At 60.2% G+C, this 15,578-nt stretch carries 15 protein-coding genes; 7 read left to right on the top strand and 8 right to left on the bottom strand.

Annotated features, from left to right (window positions below; translation table 11 throughout):
- Positions 1–2: 2 nt before the first annotated feature.
- From FFY45_RS21940 to FFY45_RS07335, 3 genes are all read right to left on the bottom strand, one after another.
- Positions 3–959 (bottom strand): ATP-dependent endonuclease, encoded by a 957-nt coding sequence (locus FFY45_RS21940; protein ID WP_217902489.1) that lies wholly within the window; start codon positions 957–959, stop codon positions 3–5.
- Positions 956–2,140 carry an AAA family ATPase gene (locus tag FFY45_RS21935; RefSeq protein ID WP_217902488.1) on the bottom strand — a complete coding sequence of 395 codons (1,185 nt, stop codon included), beginning with the start codon at positions 2,138–2,140 and terminating at the stop codon, positions 956–958. Before FFY45_RS21935 ends, FFY45_RS21940 begins: the two co-directional genes overlap by 4 nt.
- 321 nt (positions 2,141–2,461) lie before the next feature.
- A complete protein-coding gene (locus FFY45_RS07335) occupies positions 2,462–2,749 on the bottom strand; it encodes a hypothetical protein (protein WP_176339927.1) in 288 nt (95 codons plus the stop codon).
- A 183-nt stretch (positions 2,750–2,932) separates the two neighbouring features.
- Between FFY45_RS07335 and FFY45_RS07330 the strand changes: the two genes are divergently transcribed.
- Positions 2,933–4,534: a hypothetical protein gene (locus tag FFY45_RS07330; protein ID WP_176339926.1), complete on the top strand. Its 1,602-nt coding sequence runs from the start codon at positions 2,933–2,935 to the stop codon at positions 4,532–4,534.
- A gap of 28 nt (positions 4,535–4,562) precedes the next feature.
- Here the strand turns inward: FFY45_RS07330 and FFY45_RS07325 are convergent, their stop codons facing one another.
- Positions 4,563–5,711: a DUF3800 domain-containing protein gene (locus FFY45_RS07325; protein WP_176339925.1), complete on the bottom strand. Its 1,149-nt coding sequence runs from the start codon at positions 5,709–5,711 to the stop codon at positions 4,563–4,565.
- A 394-nt stretch (positions 5,712–6,105) separates the two neighbouring features.
- Here FFY45_RS07325 and radC point away from each other — a divergent pair, with 394 nt between their 5' ends.
- On the top strand, positions 6,106–6,612 hold the full coding sequence (gene radC, locus FFY45_RS07320; RefSeq protein ID WP_176339924.1) for a RadC family protein: 507 nt from the start codon (positions 6,106–6,108) through the stop codon (positions 6,610–6,612).
- 184 nt (positions 6,613–6,796) lie between these two features.
- On the opposite strand, the gene FFY45_RS07315 is transcribed toward radC, so the two are convergent.
- Entirely contained in the window at positions 6,797–7,606 is an 810-nt protein-coding gene (locus tag FFY45_RS07315) for a hypothetical protein (RefSeq protein WP_176339923.1), read from the bottom strand.
- Between the two features lie 623 nt (positions 7,607–8,229).
- Here FFY45_RS07315 and FFY45_RS07310 point away from each other — a divergent pair.
- The 3 genes from FFY45_RS07310 to FFY45_RS07300 all read left to right on the top strand — a co-directional run bounded on the left by FFY45_RS07310 (position 8,230) and on the right by FFY45_RS07300 (position 12,253).
- On the top strand, positions 8,230–9,054 hold the full coding sequence (locus tag FFY45_RS07310) for a DUF932 domain-containing protein (protein WP_176339922.1): 825 nt from the start codon (positions 8,230–8,232) through the stop codon (positions 9,052–9,054).
- Between the two features lie 79 nt (positions 9,055–9,133).
- The gene (locus FFY45_RS07305; RefSeq protein ID WP_176339921.1) at positions 9,134–11,185 is read left to right on the top strand and encodes a ParB/RepB/Spo0J family partition protein; all 2,052 of its coding nucleotides are present in this window, start codon (positions 9,134–9,136) and stop codon (positions 11,183–11,185) included.
- A gap of 753 nt (positions 11,186–11,938) precedes the next feature.
- Complete coding sequence (locus tag FFY45_RS07300; protein ID WP_014859397.1) at positions 11,939–12,253, top strand: DUF736 domain-containing protein; 315 nt, start codon at positions 11,939–11,941, stop codon at positions 12,251–12,253.
- Positions 12,254–12,295: 42 nt separating this feature from the next.
- Here the strand turns inward: FFY45_RS07300 and FFY45_RS07295 are convergent, their stop codons facing one another.
- From FFY45_RS07295 to FFY45_RS07285, 3 genes are read right to left on the bottom strand one after another with little or no spacing between them, the layout of a single operon-like run.
- A complete protein-coding gene (locus tag FFY45_RS07295) occupies positions 12,296–13,192 on the bottom strand; it encodes a TIR domain-containing protein (RefSeq protein ID WP_044422141.1) in 897 nt (298 codons plus the stop codon).
- Positions 13,192–13,479 carry a YuaX family protein gene (locus FFY45_RS07290; protein WP_014859395.1) on the bottom strand — a complete coding sequence of 96 codons (288 nt, stop codon included), beginning with the start codon at positions 13,477–13,479 and terminating at the stop codon, positions 13,192–13,194. Before FFY45_RS07290 ends, FFY45_RS07295 begins: the two co-directional genes overlap by 1 nt.
- 13 nt (positions 13,480–13,492) lie before the next feature.
- A complete protein-coding gene (locus FFY45_RS07285) occupies positions 13,493–13,786 on the bottom strand; it encodes a helix-turn-helix domain-containing protein (RefSeq protein ID WP_079390835.1) in 294 nt (97 codons plus the stop codon).
- A 296-nt stretch (positions 13,787–14,082) separates the two neighbouring features.
- Here FFY45_RS07285 and FFY45_RS07280 point away from each other — a divergent pair, with 296 nt between their 5' ends.
- Positions 14,083–14,433, top strand: a complete 351-nt coding sequence (locus FFY45_RS07280; protein WP_014859394.1) for a DUF2958 domain-containing protein — start codon at positions 14,083–14,085, stop codon at positions 14,431–14,433.
- Between the two features lie 337 nt (positions 14,434–14,770).
- Complete coding sequence (locus tag FFY45_RS07275) at positions 14,771–15,568, top strand: DUF2285 domain-containing protein (RefSeq protein ID WP_176339920.1); 798 nt, start codon at positions 14,771–14,773, stop codon at positions 15,566–15,568.
- Positions 15,569–15,578 lie beyond the last annotated feature (10 nt).

The raw sequence follows: 15,578 nt of genomic DNA, 5'->3' as shown, positions 1-15,578 counted from the left end.
GATCAGAACACCGCGAGCACGTCGTTAATGCGATCATCCGGGAAGGTAGCAAGCATCTCATTACGGATGCCGACGAAATCGATGTCTCCATTTCTGAAAGCTGCGAGCTTGGCTCTGAAGTCTGCGAAGACAGCAGGCGCAGTGACAAGATCATTTGCGTCGATGTAGGTTACGCGGTAGCTCAGCACATTGAACCAAACTTCTTTTGTAACTACGGGGTGCGCAAAAGCGATGGCGTCTAGGATGTATTTCGGGATGGCAGTCTGCGGATCGATCTTTTTTCCCAACAAAATCGCGAACCACCCTTTCCCATAGTTGTCCGCCATGGTCAAAGCGCGTTGACCGTATAGCGCGATGTCCGCGGCCTCAAGCTCCGCCTTGGCTGTTACGATGGTTGGGGCATCCTTATAGACATCTGGAAGGATGCCAACCACCTTGCGAGCATTGCCTGCAGCAACGAAATCGACCTCAAAAGTGTGCGGCGCAAAGAACGGAGACACCCACGGGTTGTCCTTGAAGGTGTCTTCCAGCAGCGCTTTCCTGGCGATTCCCTTTTCTTGAGATGCCTGGTATTTGCTCTTGCGCCGGAGCAGCCCTTCCGAGTCTCCCGCCGCCGGCGTTGTGTCGATGATGGACTTATCAAGATCAGTGACGACGCTGCATCGCTTGCGGATGCGGTCATCGTGGAAAAGAACCGCAACGTTCTGGAAACCGGTGCTGCGGATATTGATCAAGCTAATGCCGAGTTCGTCAAGGCTGATACCCAGTACGTTCTTGACCAGGATCGGAACGAGAATTTCCTCGGCATCGCCTTCTACCAAAATAACACTTTTGGCGAACAGTAGATTACTGCGGACGGCATCCAAATAACGTTGGATGTTGCCGATCTCTTCTGCATTGAGGCCAACGGCTGGTTGATAAGCCTCGCATCGATCAAACTCCCTACCGAGGATGTTCACATTCTGAACATTGCTGACCTCTGAGATATGCGTCGAATGGTTTGAATAAATGATCTGTGTGTCGTCGTATTTAGCTTGTCGAACAGCGTTTTTTGAATGTGGGTGTGTATATGGGCTTCCGGCTCTTCGATCAGCAAGAAGTTCGCTATCGACTGCTTGGCCTTCTGATACTTGAATTCGAGCAGTTTCAAAGTAAGGAATATCAGGTTTGCGCCACCCAGACTCAGTTCGTGGATCGGCCCTTCATGACCCTCTCCCGATTCACCGACAAACAGCTTGAGCGACTGAAATAACTTGTCCGCTTCGTCCGGGAGATCGGACTTGATGGAAAGGGACGACGGCGAGTACGCCTCGCCAGCTGCGTCCTTGATCGTGTCTCGGATATCCGTCCGAACGACCTGCACGTCCGGCAAGGCCTCGATGGAGTCATTCAACGCCTTTACCCCGTCAGTGATGGCTTGGAAAGCCACGGGGTCGATGTCACCGCTTTTGCCTTTGAGCAGCGACAAGAGTGGATTGGTTCGGTTGTTGTGGAATTCCGAGACAACGTCCCGCAGCGCTTGAACGAAAGTGAAGGAAATTTCCTTTGAGACGGACAGCACGCTCGGAATCTTGGCACCTATGGCAGGAAATTCGACCTCCTCGCTGAATCGGGCGTTCTCAAAGTCACCGACAACCTCCTTGTAGAAGGCCGTGTCATTAAAGTCAGCCTCACTCCGGCCCGTGAAGATGGTTTCGTAGTCGTCGAGGGTGACTGGGCTCAGGATCGCGTCGAGACCAGCGTGGTCTCCGTCGTTCAACTGAGAAAGACGAAGTCTGATTTCCTTCTTAGGACGAAAAATCAGGTTGTAGGTGGCCTTGCCCGTTGCGTGTTCCTCGATGAGCCCGGTCCCATGCCGGAACAGGGCTTGCACTGCTTCATCTGCCGAGATTTCTTCAAACTCCAGGCTGATAATGATCCAGTGGCCCTGCCATCGCCCGAGGCCACGATGAAAGTCAGTTTGCTCCAGCCTGTAGGCGGAACGGATCATGTTGTCATCTAGCAGCAGCCTGATAGCTCGAAACAGGTTGGTCTTACCAGACCCGTTCTCGCCGATGATGGTGTTGATGCCCTTTTGGAACAGCAACTTTGTATTGGCGAAGTTTCTGTAGTTGATCAGGCTGAGCTGGGAGATATGCATGGAAGGCCTTGTTTTCGTGTCGACGCAGCCCCTGCTCGAGTGCGGGGTCGCATCCTGGAATACAGGCCATGTTACAAGGTGTTCGTCAGACATCGGTCTTCTTCGGACCTTGGGCTTTCCTCCAGGGGATCGGCTGGATACCCATCCCCGCCGCGCGTTGCTTGACGCGCCTGAAAAGCCGCGGACCCGGCTGCACCTGATCGGCCCGAAACACGGTCAACGGAAGGCTAGCCGGAGGTTCCTGGCTCCATCGCGTTCACGCTGACGGAGGCGCTTCACGAGCGGGCCATCCGCCAGGTCTTCGGCATCCAGGTCCCACACTCAACTCGCCAAAGAAGCGAGCATGCTATCGATGGCTTTGAAGTCGGGCACGCGGCCATCGTTGCGCTCGCTGTTCTCGCCGATGCCGGCGAGCAACGCCTTGATGAACTCGACCCGGCATGGACGCGAGGCCATGGCGCCGGCCGCGGTCACGGGGTCTGTAGCCTTCAAGACTGCGTTTTCGGCATCGAGAGGCCAACTCACGCAGGAATGTCGTTCAAGACGCTCCGGGACGTACGATGCAAAAAAGGTGACTTCGCCGGTCACCGTCTGCGCGCACAGCGCCACCGATTTGGCCTAAACCGCAAGTTGCCGGCTCATCATCTCCTCTTGGCTGCAGCCTCGCTCACATCGCACACGTGGTGGAGAAGCGGTGTAAAGGACTACAGCCACACCGGGGAGCGGCTGCCCCAGTGGCCTTCACGGCATGTAATCTCTGTCAGTAAACAATAGGACGCATAAGACTACGCGATGACAGCTTCTGCCCAAATCGATACCACCAGCTTGCTGACCATATTGGGCGTTATCGCCGCAGTGTGGGCGTTGATCACTCCTGCCAGCAGACTGCGACTTCGCTTCTGCATGGCCTGGTGGGATTGGATTGTCGGCGGCGCGGTCTTTCTCCTCATCCACTACTTGGTGTTTGCGCCTGCGTTGGAAAGGCTCGGGTTGTACTACAGCCTGGGTCCGTGGAAATGGGGGCTCGATAGTTCGAGCGCGGTCTACCTACTCCTTCTCTCTGTCGTCTTCTACTTTTTCTGGCGGACGAGAGCTCCCGAGCTGGTCCGGGGAAGAACCCGCGTCTTTCGCGAACTGATTGAGAACTTGCATCTCACCAAGCGCTACGACGAACTTGTGCTGCTGGTCGAACCACAACTACCGAAGCTGATTCTCCTGACCAAGCAGCAGCCGCTGCTTGCCGGTTGGGTTGATCGTATCGATCCGCCCAACGGTGACATGGCCGCACTGTTGCGCGGGGGAACACCTCGCGCAACGCCGGCTTGGCGACAGCGCTGGAGTGCCGCGCTGCAATCTTTGAAATCCTGGAGCCTGGAGCGTGACGAGGCCAGCACGCAGGCCCGCGAAGTCCTCTTGAACCTGGTCACCTCTCCCGAGCTGACCATCCACCTGGCCATGGCCCACCCGCACTTCTGCCTCAAGCTCCTTGAAGCTGATGAGGCGATACGCTCTGACTTCATCGAACACTACATGGATGCACTGCTTGATGCGCCAGGTAGCCGTCTTTATGCGGAGCTGAAGAACAATCAGAATCTCAATGGCGGGAGTCGCCTGTTCCTGCCGGAGAACAATCGGTTGCTTCGCTTCTTTTTCTCCGACGCGGCTGCGGCGCTTAGGAATGGCCTGGACAAGGCCATTGGCGAAGCGGTATGTCGGCGATTGGATGAGGACAGGAAGCTGACCGAGAAGCTCAACGAATCGTTGGGCTCCTACTACGACGCGGGAAAATTCCGCTGCCCGATCAATTCGGGCATCACGCTCTTTGAGATCATGGTCCACGAGGGCATCCACCAGGGTCTGCAAGACCATATGTGGTTGCACTATTTCGGGCATTTCGCGGACAAGATCCTGAAGCAGATGCCTGTGCCGCCTGACGAAGAGGCCTATCAGGAATGGCCGACGCCTTTTCACTATCTGCTCTACCGCTTGGTCAGCGTCGCCACAGATTGGGCCGAACAGTGCGCGCGCATCGATGATTCGGAGATTCCAGAGGCCACGCGTGCTGCCGATGCCTTTGACCGGCACTACATTTCCAAAGAAGCCAACAAGGTGCTTGGCGCCATGCTGGAAGACATCATTCCAAGTGAGAAACTTTCTGCATCATTCAAGACCTACCTTCTAGAAGTCGCCATTCGCAGTCACATCAAACTTCAGCGTGACCGCAACCTGGCTGACGTCGCATCCTCGTTCATTACCGCCGTGATCCAAGGCGCGGCTTCTCCGACAGCGGCGTCCTATCGGGTTGAGCTTCGGACCGTGTTCGGCCGAATGGACCACAGGATGAGAGACGACGCGGCGCAATTCGAGAAAACCTTGGCCGCATCGCTTGCATGATGTCCAAGACCAATAGCATCTGAGTGCGTCAGCGCGAACCCCACGGCGCCCGAGGACTGGAAGTTGAAACATCAAAGCCTGCGTTGTGAACATTCGCCGTCGGCACGACTTGATTGAGGCCGTAGCCCGTCCGCTCATCTCCTTCGGCGATCATCCGCATGATGGCCTCCTCCAGTTCGCGAGACACAGACGTGCCAGCGTCCGTGTCACGAAAGAAGCGCATCGTGGCGCCAGCCACAATATCGGCCAATTGCAGGCCGATCGCCTGGTGCGACTGAGCAAAATCGATGCTGGCCTCTTCCTCAAACCGATAGTCAGACTGTGGCGTGTAGGGCAGGTCCATGGTGCTGCCCAGGTGCTCGGCGGTGGCCTTGCCCTGACGCAGGATGCTCTCCACCTCGAACTGCTGGTCATGCACCAGCCGGATGCCAGCCAATCGCCGGCCATAGTAGCGATTCATTCGGGCGTAGATGTTCGTGAAGGACGTGAGGTTGGGTAGCATCCAAACCTGCTTTGAATGCTTGTTGAGATCGGGAGGCGGAAGAAACCGCCGCCAGGGCTCGCCTTGAGCATCACTTAGCTCGCGGTACTCTGTCTCGGCCACCTCAACCATGTGGGCGATGCCCTGGGCGATTTGCACTGCCGCTCCCTCATAGTTCGATTGCGTTGCCATCTCGCGCAGGCTCGCGAACGATGCGCAAAGTTTGGCGTCATCCGGTGTTAGGCAGGACGCGACGAACGTGTCCAGTACGCGCTCTGACGCGTGAAAATGCAGGAAATCTGCAACGGTGTTTCTGAGGAAGTGAAGCTCGACCGACTCCGGGTAGCCGAGACAGGGAGCGAGAAGCTGGAACGACGTGATGCTCATGCAAATGAAGTAACGCTTGTCCACCAGCTCAACGAAAAGAGGCGCCTGGCGGTCCAGCAGGGCATTAATCACGTCAGCGGAAAACTTCGGCTTGGAGACCAGTGACTTCGACTTGAGTTCACCAGGAGCAATGCGGTGGCGACTTCGCAGTTCACTGACGAGTCCTTCCCAACCATGGTCATCTTCAAGTCCGACGCCGGCCAATGCAAAGTAAGGCTGGCCTTTAAAGTCGTAGCCATTACCGCTGTTGATCATGTCGCCGCTGTGGCCGCTTTCATCGATATAGATGGTGGTCATGGTGCCGGTCATGTTCTCCGCCGTAGGATTTTCTTCAAATCTGCAATATCTTTCTGACGTCCCCGGCCAAGAGTACACGGCCGGCCGCGCTGTCTTGCTGCGCATCGAGCCACCTACGGCGTCTCGCCCCATTCGGGCTTCCATCGTTCCCTCACTCTGCTCGGCTGACGCCTCCGACCCGTTGATTCGGACCTGCGCGCTGCGCTTGCCGAAAAACGGGTGTTTGCGGTGGACGGTATGTGGGGCGGTCTTGCTGTTCCATTCACCGTATCACGGCGTTCTCGCCGTCAAGGGCTTCGCGCCTTTGGCGCTTGCGGCCGTGGCCGTCTTCGACCCCTGACTGCTTGCGCTGCGCCGTGCTGCAGCCGGTTCCGGGCAATTCCGCCCGAGCAACTGGAGCACGATCATGTCGCAACTTTCCTTGTCACTCGATTCTTCCCTACTGGTGCGTGATGACCAGGGGCGTTATCTCATGGCGACGGCCGAACAGATCCTGGAAGCCGCACGCCAGGTCATCGACCAAAGGACCCGGCGCGGTGCCTCGTTCACTTCGCCGAGCGAGGTCAAGGACTATCTAAAGGCCAAACTCTCAGGCTATGAGCGCGAAGTGTTTGCCGTGATGCTGATGGATACCAAGCATTGCCTGATCGAGTACGTCGAACTGTTCCAAGGCACCATCGACCAAGCGGCGGTCTATCCACGCGAAGTGGTCAAGCTGGCCATGCAGCACAACGCAGCCGCCATGATCATCAGCCACAACCATCCCAGCGGATCGCCGGAGCCGTCGCGCGCCGACGAGATGCTGACCAAGCGCCTCAAGGAGGCTCTGGCGTTGGTGGACGTGCGCGTTCTGGACCACATCATCGTAGCGGGCAACGACACGGCATCGTTTGCTGAGCGGGGCTTGATCTGATCCATGGGGGCTTTGCCCCCTTTTTTTGCTGTGCCCTGTGTGTCGGTCTCCGGCCTTGGCATGCCTCCAGGGGATCGGCTGGCAGCCCATCCCCGCCGCGCGTTGCTTGGCGCCCCTGAAAAGCCGCCGAACAGGCTACGCCTGATCGGCCAGAAACGAAGTCACCGAAGAGCCCCGTCGGTGACTACTTGGCTCCATCGCGTTCACGCTGACGGAGCCGCTTCACATATGGGCCATCGACCAGATCTTCAGCGCTCAGGTCCAACACGCAGCTCGCCAAGGAAGCGAGAGTGTTATCGGTGGCTTTGAAGTCGTTGGGCAGTTGGCCGTAGTTGCGGCCACTGTTCTCGTCGATCGCGGCGAGCAGCGCCTTGATGAAATCGGCCCGGGACGGGCGCGAAGCCATGGTGGCAGCCGCGGCCAAGGGGTCTGTGGCTTCCATGACTGCATCCTTGGCATCGGAGGCCAGCTCTTGCAGGAAGTCGCTCAGCGATGGCCAATACTTCAGATCGAACTGGCCATGAAGGGCATCGAGGCGCTCCTGGACGTACGACGTGAAAAGATAGTTGCTCTTGGCCGCCGCCTCGATCACATCGCACACGTGGTAATGGGTGTCGGTGCTGAAGCCGGAGGTGTTGTGCAGATCCGAGCGCTGCTGCAGCAGACCAGCCAGCTCTGCCGCCTTCCTCGCAATCTGCTGGTTGACTTTGGCGAGATCGCCGCGTGCCGTACGCGCCTTCGCGATCTTCTCCGGGCTCCAGAACGCGGCGGTGCTGAGGACAAGCCCTAGAAAGACCTGCAGCGCTTGCGGATGTGCGTGGAGCTTGCCGTGCAGTTCCTCATAGGCCTCGGTCAGCTCGATGCCACGAGCAAGCAGTCGATCGGCAACGGCATTTTCACTGGGCAGGATGCGGTGTTCGACGTTGTAGCGCTTCCCCTCGATGAGGATTTTTTCGCAGATCTGCTTCGGATTATCGGATTGGGGTGCGCTCATGGCCTGTCTTTGATAGTGAACATGGCTGGCAGCGTATTTGACCAAGCCACTTCTGTCGGTACCCCAGTGCGCGTGATCGAACGGATGCTCAGGTACCCGGATACCGACCTAAGTCTGGACGTCCCCGGCTAAGAAGGCGGCCGGGCGCGCTGTCGTGCTGCGCATCGAGCCACCCTGCCCTGCGGTCCTGGCGTCTCGCCCCCTTCGGGCTTCCATCGTTCCCTCGCTCCGCTCGGCTGACGCCTTCGGCCCGGCTTCCAGCTTCGGGCCTGCGCGCTTCGCTTGCGTGCGGTCGGCACAAAGGGATGGCCGCTGCCTGTCCAGCCGTCTTTCCTGAACTCATCACCTTGTCCGCGACTGTAGCCCGCGTCCGTGTGCCGTCAAGGCGCGCAGGGCCGTGTCCTCGGCTGCGCCTGCGGGCCGCACCAACCCTGCGCTTGCCTCCTTGACGGCCCCCGTCCACGAGCTCCCTTCCGTCGCGGGCGATGAACTCAGGAAAGACGGTGGCAACGAGGCCAACCGGGTTCTTCATGCCGACCGCACCGAACAGCCGAAAGGCTGGGCTCCGAATCTAGGAATTCGGTGAGGTTTCTTCAACAGCCAACTTTGTCAGGAGAAAGATCATGCAACTTGCTTCCCGCTTCGCTTCGCGTTCGCCGGTGCTGCGCTCGGAACGTCCTTTGTCGGATGACCAAATCCGAGCCGTCGCCCCATCCATCTTTGCGGACGCCCCACACGAAAGCCGCTCGGACCGTTACAGCTACATCCCCACCGCCACCGTGCTGCAAGAACTGCGCGGGGAAGGCTTCGAGCCTTTCATGGTGTGCCAGACCCGCGTGCGCAACGACGACCGCCGCGACTACACCAAGCACATGATCCGGCTGCGCCATGCCAGCCAGATCAACGGCCGTGAGGCCAACGAAATCATCCTGCTGAACTCGCATGACGGCACCAGCAGCTATCAGATGCTCGCTGGAATGTTCCGCTTCGTGTGCCAAAACGGCCTGGTCTGCGGCGACACCGTGGCGGACGTGCGCATACCCCACAAGGGCGACGTGGCCGCGCATGTTATCGAAGGCGCTTACGAAGTCCTGCACGGCTTCGACCGGGCGCAGGAATCCCGCGACGCCATGCAGGCCATCGCACTCGACACGGGTGAATCGGAAGTGTTCGCCCGCGCCGCGCTGGCGTTGAAGTACGACGAGGACAAGCCCGCGCCCATCACGGAAAGCCAAATCCTGATGCCGCGCCGCACCGACGACAGCCACCGCGACCTGTGGAGCGTGTTCAACCGCACCCAGGAAAACCTCGTCAAAGGCGGACTGTCCGCCCGCGCCGCGAACGGTCGCCGCCAGACCACCCGACCCGTGCAGGGCATCGACAACGGCATCCGCCTGAATCGCGCCCTATGGCTGCTGGCCGACGGCCTGCGCCAGTTGAAAGCCTGAACCCCACGCGGCAGGGGCCGGCAGCCGCCCTTGCCGCTTCTCTCGCTGCTGCATCCCTCAACTGATTGGAGTTATCACCATGAACGCCGTTACCCAAACCGAAACCATCGCCATCGAAACTGCCGCCCCGCTGGAAGTGGCCGATCCCACCAAGAACCTGATTTTGGTTCCGCTCTCGCAACTGCTGCCGCGCCGCTCCAAGCGCAACGCGCGCACGACTCCGCGCCTGTCCATCCCCGAACTGGCCGCGAGCATTTCCCGCGTCGGCCTGCTGCAAAACCTCGTTGTCATCCTCGCAGCCGATGGCGAGCAATACGAAGTGGTGGCGGGCGACCGCCGACTGACCGCCTTGAAGCTGCTGGCGAAGAAGAAGCGCATCGCCATCGACTACGAAGTACCGTGCCTGCTGGTGCCCGATGCTTCGGCGCGTACCGTGAGCTTGGCCGAGAACCTGTTGCGCGAGAACATGCACCCCGCCGACCAGTTCGAGGCGTTCGCCGCACTGGTCAAGGAGGGCCGTCCGGTGGAGGACATTGCCGCCGACTTCGGCGTGTCTCCGCTCGTGGTGCAGCGCCGCTTGAAGCTGGCCAACGTCTCGCCGCGTCTGCTGGCGGACTACCGCAGCGGCGATCCGGGCGCGGTGACGCTGGAACAGTTGATGGCCCTGACCATCACCGACGACCACGCCGCGCAGGAAGCCGCGTTCTACGGTGCGCCCGAGTGGCAGCGAGGCGCATCCGCGCTGCGCGAGCGCCTGACCGAGCGTGAAATTGACGCCACGCATCCGCTGGTGCGCTTTGTCGGGTTGGACATGTACACGGCGGCAAGCGGTGGCATCCGGCGCGATCTGTTCGCCGAAGGCGATGCCGGAACCTACCTGACCGACGCCGCACTGCTGGAAACGCTGGTGCGCGGCAAGCTGGACGCGCATGCCGAGGACGTGCGCGCCGAGGGTTGGGCGTGGGTGGAAGCCGTGCCGCACGTAAGCTACGCCGAGCGGCAGGCGTTCCAGAACGCGCCGCGCCAGCGCCGCGAACCGACCGCCCGCGAAGCCCGGCGCATTGCCTCGCTGCAAAACCGCCTCGACAAGATCGACGCCGAACTGGAAGAAGCCTACGACGCCGGGGACGAGGACAAGACCGAGGCGCTGGAACCGCGCCGCGAACAGATCGCCGGGGAACTGCAAGCCGTGGAGGATGCCTTGCAGGGCTACGCCCCGGACGTGCGCGCCGTGGCCGGTGCCATCGTCACGCTCGACCGCGAGGGAGCAGCCGTGATTCATCGCGGGCTGTTGCGCGAAGCCGAAGCGAAGGCACTGCGCACGCTGGAACGCTTGCGGCAGGGTTTCGGCAGCGCGGAAGGCGAAGTTGGGAACGACGACGACAGCGAGGACGCCGAGCAGCCCAAGGCCGCGAGCCTGTCCGACCGGCTGGCGCAGCGGTTGAGCGCGCACCGCACCGCCGCGTTGCAAATCGAAGTCGCCCGGCATCCGCACGTCGCGCTGGCCGCGCTGGTGCATGGCATGGTGAAGACCATTTCGCAGGACAACCACTACGGCCACGACTTGCCGCTGGGCGTGCGTTTGACCGTGCAAAACCGACTTGAAGGCATGGCCCCCGACTGGCCCGATTCGCCCGCCGCCGTGGCGCTGCGCGAGTTGCAGCAAGTCGTGTGCGAAACGCTGCCGCAGGACAGCCGCGAACTGTTCACCGCGCTGCTGGCGATGGAGCAAGGCGAACTGGTGCGGTTGCTGGCGGTATGCGTGGCGGCGACCGTGGACGTGGTGACGCCCCGCGCCACGGCGCACCAGCCGGGCGCGGGGCTGGCGCAGGCCGTGGGGCTGGATATGGCCGCATGGTGGAAGCCGACTGCCGAAGGCTACTTCAAGCACGTTTCCAAGGCGGTGATTCTGGAAGCCGTGGGTGAGTTCGCCCCGTCGCACGTTACCCGGCTGGCGAAGTTGAAGAAGGGCGACATTGCCAGCGAGGCGGAACGGCTGGCCGATGGCACGGGCTGGATGCCCGCAGTGTTCAAGAGCGGACACGACACGGAGCCGCAGGAAGATGCGCAGGACGTGGATGCGTCGGAAGATGCCGCCGACGAAGTGGGGGCCCACGCACTCGCCGCGTGAGGGTGCAGCATGGCCCCGGCGTGATGCGCCGGGGCTTCACCAAAACCGGGCGCGGTAGGTCTGCCGCGCCCGGTTTCAACGTCCACAGCAAAATCGCGCCGTCGCCGCCTTCGACCAGGCGGCGACGGCGCGCGCGCAAGTGTATTGCGCGGGGTACGGCGATCGGTGCCCGCTGGCGCGGGCAAGGTTTCGATGGCTCCCCGCCGCAATGGGCGGAGCTTGTGGGGCTACGCCCCGGCTTGCTGCGGCAGGTTGTGCCAAGGCGTGCCGTCCTCGACGCTGGCGGTTCGCGCCTCTACGTCACGAAGGGCGGTTCACCGACACGCCGCCCGGCCTTGTCTATGGAACTTCCACGCCACGCCTCAAGTACGTCGCCGCAAGCGGCGGCGGGGGCGTTCTCGCCTGTCGTTGGGAGATTGGCCTTGCCCGCGTCAAAGCACAAGCCAGTGCAGCCGTCACGCGGGGATGCCGAGTTGGCGACGTCTCCATTCGGGAGCGGGCGGCCGGTGCGTCCTTGGCTTGTCGTGAATCCTGGCGAGGGAACGGCTGCGCCTTGGGCTTCATGGCCGCAACCTTCCAGCGAAAACAATTTCCCCTGCGCTGCGCGCATTCCTCTCGGCAAAAATTGTTTTCGCTTCCAGGTTCTCCACGGTGTTGCGACCGCTGCGCGGTGCGGCCAGCCCATCCCCCGCCGGCCGGATCACAACAAGGACGCACTGGCGCGACCTTGTTCAACCCGAAAGGAGAAACATCATGGCTAACATCGGCACCTTCACCGCAGAGAAAGACGGCTTCACCGGCACGCTTCGCACCCTGACGCTCAACGTCAAGGTCAAGCTGGTTCCCAACGACAAGGGCGACACCGAGAACGCCCCCGACTTCCACCTTCAGGCGGCCGGCCACGAGATCGGCGCGGCGTGGAAGAAGACCAGCCAGGCCGATCGTCCGTACCTGTCGGTTTCGCTCGATGACCCTTCGTTCCCGGCGACGGTCTATGCCCGCCTGATCGAGAACGAGGACGGCACGCACGACCTGATCTGGTCGCGCAGCAAGCCCAAGGCGGCCTGACGGCCGCCCACCGCGCCCCGCCCATTGCGGCGGGGCGCAACTCTATGCACGCATGACCTTATTCCAGTCGATGCTATGACCGGCAGCTTCAAGCTCACGCGCAAGTGCCTGTTTCCAGCCCCCGCCGCTATCCATCGTCTCCCAAACGACACCGGCGAAATCGCTTGGAATTTCCACCGCCCCGCGTTTGAGAGCACATACCTTGTCTCTGCCCAGGCGACCAATGAAGTACCCCAACTCCAAAAGCACATTCTGACGGGCTCTGGGCTCAGGCGTTCCTCCTTTTACGCAGCCCTCATCGTCTGGCGTAAGCAGAACTACTGCGAAACCAACGTCACTGTGAGCAACCACTTTTTCGATAATCGTTCGTCCTTGGTTAGCCTGTTCGTGCAAGATGATGGCTTCAAGCCCGATTCGCTCAAGAAATCGTGCCACTGTTTCACGAGCACCATCATCGTGACCATGAACAATAAAGACCTTACGCGAAAATTGAGCTTTTAACATGGCATCTGTGCTCCCCTTGGCCTGGATATAACTCTTGTAATCTCTCACAAAGGGAATGATTAGCTGACCAGTAAGTGCGTGGATTCCAGCAATGACCTTTTTTCCGGAATAGAAAAAATGGTGTCCGAAGTTAATAGCGTAGCCGGGATCTGCCGCCAGCTTTTCGATTAAAAGCAACGTCAACCCCAGCGCCTGTTTGGGCTCATCTGGCCAAGCAAGCTGGGCGCTTCCAACCATGCTGCCCCCGGTCTTTTCACTTTCAGCGATGAACGCCTCAACGTCGAGACCTTCCGTGAGCTCGGCGTTGTATGGCTCAAGGTCGGGATGTCGTAGCAGTTGAGCCAATTTTTTGAGAGGTCTTTCGTACGTTTGAAGCTGTGAGGACTGCAAGTCTAGAACTGCATTGTTTATTTCCGAGAATAAGTCTTTAGCCATCACTCATCCCCGTCCGACTTCAATCTAGCTTCGGCCGCTTTTTCAAGAATACTCTCCCGATACTTTTCCTTCATTTGTTCTGCGAGAGGGCCAACGATAGGGTTCGAAGAATATTCCCCTAAGCGCTCGTCGATCATTCGATTGACCGATTGAATTGCGCCCTCAATGCTGGCGGGATCATTTGGATCAAAGTTTACGACTCCCAGTTCGCCGTCCAACTCGCTCAAGGCGCGCTGCGCATCTTTCAGGTTTTTCTGAAGCTTATCCAGTCCGGTAATTTTGAACACGACTCACCTCCTTTTATTTATTCTGAGGATCGGAAAATGATGAGACTTCCCGAGCAATGTGATCCATTAGTTCGTGGACGCTTTTTGGATCACTACCTGCATACGCAAGGACCAGAAGCGTGAGTGGGTGAACATCCAGCACGGCACAAACATCTTCAATTTTATTCAATGTTGGGCTTTTCAGCCCTCGCTCCAGAGAGCTGAGGTAAGTCCGGCTGGACACATCCGAGAACGCCTCCTGGCTCAGACCACGCGCCTTTCTGATCCGCCGCAGTGCATCGGGCAACGATGGCTTGAACGCTGTCATTCTGAACTTTCCCCAAAATCCAGAATGACAACCTGTTGCGCCCTATAGGGCTACAATCTATAGTGTTCATTTTTATGTCTTTGCTGAAATCCGCAACTGCAGATTTCGCCGGAATCGGGAGTCGCGTCCGTGCCTTTCCTAACCGCCACAATTCCGCTTCTGCGTTTCCGTGCATATACGGATTCGATGGCTTGTGCCTTCGTGCTTTCTCGCCAAAGCACGCATCCGCTTCAGCGGTTCCGCGCTTCGGTGGAAAATCGTATCCGTGCATGCTCGGGTGCGTGGGGATTCGATTCATGACCCAGCCGCTCGTCACCGCTGAACAGCGGGCGCAACTGCTCGCCGTCGGCGAGGCACGCACCGCTGGTCGGAGCATCGACCCGATGCCGACGGTACGACTGTTCACTCCTGACGCGCACGCCACCTGGCTGCTGGCCGCGCTCGATCCGGTCGATGGCGATACGGCATGGGGGCTGATCGACTTGGGAATAGGCATGCCCTGCCTGGGCCATGTGAAGCTGTCCGATCTGGCGTCCATCGTCGGGCCGCACAAGCAACCTGTGATGCGCGATCGCTACTTCCAGCCGGCGCGGCTGCTGTCGGAGTACCTGCGGCTGGCCGAGGAAAACGGCTCGATCACCGACTGACCAACTCCAGCCAACGACAGCGCATTCTGACTATTTCAGTCTTACCCAAGACCCGGAAGGTCTAAATCCACACTCTTGCACCGAAGCGGTGCGCTTCTGCTGGAAACAGTCATGATCTTTGGCGCGGGCTGCTGCACGGTGCTCCATGCTGCGCACCATTTTCGTGGCGGCGCAGCCGTCGCATTCGGACGATTTCCGCAATGCCCTGGAGCGAATCAGTCTTGACACCAGCAGTTACAGCTTACCCCGATCTCGATGACGACTTGATGGCGACTCGATAGCTCCCGCATGGCGGAATCCGTGGCGACGTTCCTGCTGAATTACAGGAGGTTGCGTCATGGCTGACCCGAGCGCCGAACACTGGTATCCAACCGCCGCGTATCTCTACACGCTGCACCTCGACGGCCCCGCGCTGGCGTGGGAATACCTGCGCCGCCACCCCGACTACCGCCGCGACTGGCTGCGCCGTCGCCGACAGCCAGAGGCCGCCGGACACTGGGGGCTTCGCCTGCTGGAAGATCCTGCCCTGGATGCGCGCGACGCGCATCCGATCTGGTTCTCCGATGCCGACACAGTGGTTCAGCTCTACCCGGATGCCGACCCGCCACCCGATGCGTTGGCCTTCGAGTTCTGGCGCATTCCAGGCCAGAAGCATCTGATCCACGATGGCAAGCACCTGGTGGTGCTGGCACGCTGGCCGGGGTGCTGCCTGCGGCTGGTGATCGCTCCCGGCCTGGAGGATGGCATGGCCTACGCCTATGCCATCCGCGCCTGCGCCACACCGTGCGTCCGCTATCAGGCACTGGCGGCCGAGCTGGACAAGCTGGCCACCGCTGGCGACACCTTACCCGCGGGAATGGCACGGCCAAGACCGACACTCGCCACATTGCTGGAGTTGAACACGCTCCAGGCGCTCGACGGCACCCTGGCGGGCGCGTCCTTGCGCGACGTGGCCGAAGGGCTGTTCGGCGCCGATGCGGTCGCGGACGACTGGCACGCGGACAGCGCCTTGCGCGCCCGCGTTCGCCGGCTGGTGCGCCGGGGCGATGCGCTGATGCGCGGCGGCTATCGCCGCCTGGCACAGCTTCCGTCCGTTGCACAGGGACGCACTGCATCCCCTGCAAAACGTCCCTGAGCAGGAAGCC

It is taken from the genome of Xanthomonas hortorum (assembly GCF_011305375.1).
GTDB lineage: Bacteria > Pseudomonadota > Gammaproteobacteria > Xanthomonadales > Xanthomonadaceae > Xanthomonas > Xanthomonas hortorum_E.
Note: the sequence above shows the minus strand (reverse complement) of the source record. Positions and strands in the feature narration are given on the sequence as shown.

Excerpts from the sequence above, each read along its gene's own strand:
- FFY45_RS07310 (WP_176339922.1), top strand. The coding sequence starts at position 8,230 with ATGCAACTTGCTTCCCGCTTCGCTTCGCGTTCGCCGGTGCTGCGCTCG.
- FFY45_RS07325 (WP_176339925.1), bottom strand. The coding sequence starts at position 5,711 with ATGACCGGCACCATGACCACCATCTATATCGATGAAAGCGGCCACAGC.
- FFY45_RS07300 (WP_014859397.1), top strand. The coding sequence starts at position 11,939 with ATGGCTAACATCGGCACCTTCACCGCAGAGAAAGACGGCTTCACCGGC.
- FFY45_RS07275 (WP_176339920.1), top strand. The coding sequence starts at position 14,771 with ATGGCTGACCCGAGCGCCGAACACTGGTATCCAACCGCCGCGTATCTC.
- FFY45_RS07315 (WP_176339923.1), bottom strand. The coding sequence starts at position 7,606 with ATGAGCGCACCCCAATCCGATAATCCGAAGCAGATCTGCGAAAAAATC.
- FFY45_RS07295 (WP_044422141.1), bottom strand. The coding sequence starts at position 13,192 with ATGGCTAAAGACTTATTCTCGGAAATAAACAATGCAGTTCTAGACTTG.
- FFY45_RS07305 (WP_176339921.1), top strand. The coding sequence starts at position 9,134 with ATGAACGCCGTTACCCAAACCGAAACCATCGCCATCGAAACTGCCGCC.
- FFY45_RS07280 (WP_014859394.1), top strand. The coding sequence starts at position 14,083 with ATGACCCAGCCGCTCGTCACCGCTGAACAGCGGGCGCAACTGCTCGCC.
- FFY45_RS07330 (WP_176339926.1), top strand. The coding sequence starts at position 2,933 with ATGACAGCTTCTGCCCAAATCGATACCACCAGCTTGCTGACCATATTG.
- FFY45_RS07285 (WP_079390835.1), bottom strand. The coding sequence starts at position 13,786 with ATGACAGCGTTCAAGCCATCGTTGCCCGATGCACTGCGGCGGATCAGA.
- radC (WP_176339924.1), top strand. The coding sequence starts at position 6,106 with ATGTCGCAACTTTCCTTGTCACTCGATTCTTCCCTACTGGTGCGTGAT.
- FFY45_RS21935 (WP_217902488.1), bottom strand. The coding sequence starts at position 2,140 with ATGCATATCTCCCAGCTCAGCCTGATCAACTACAGAAACTTCGCCAAT.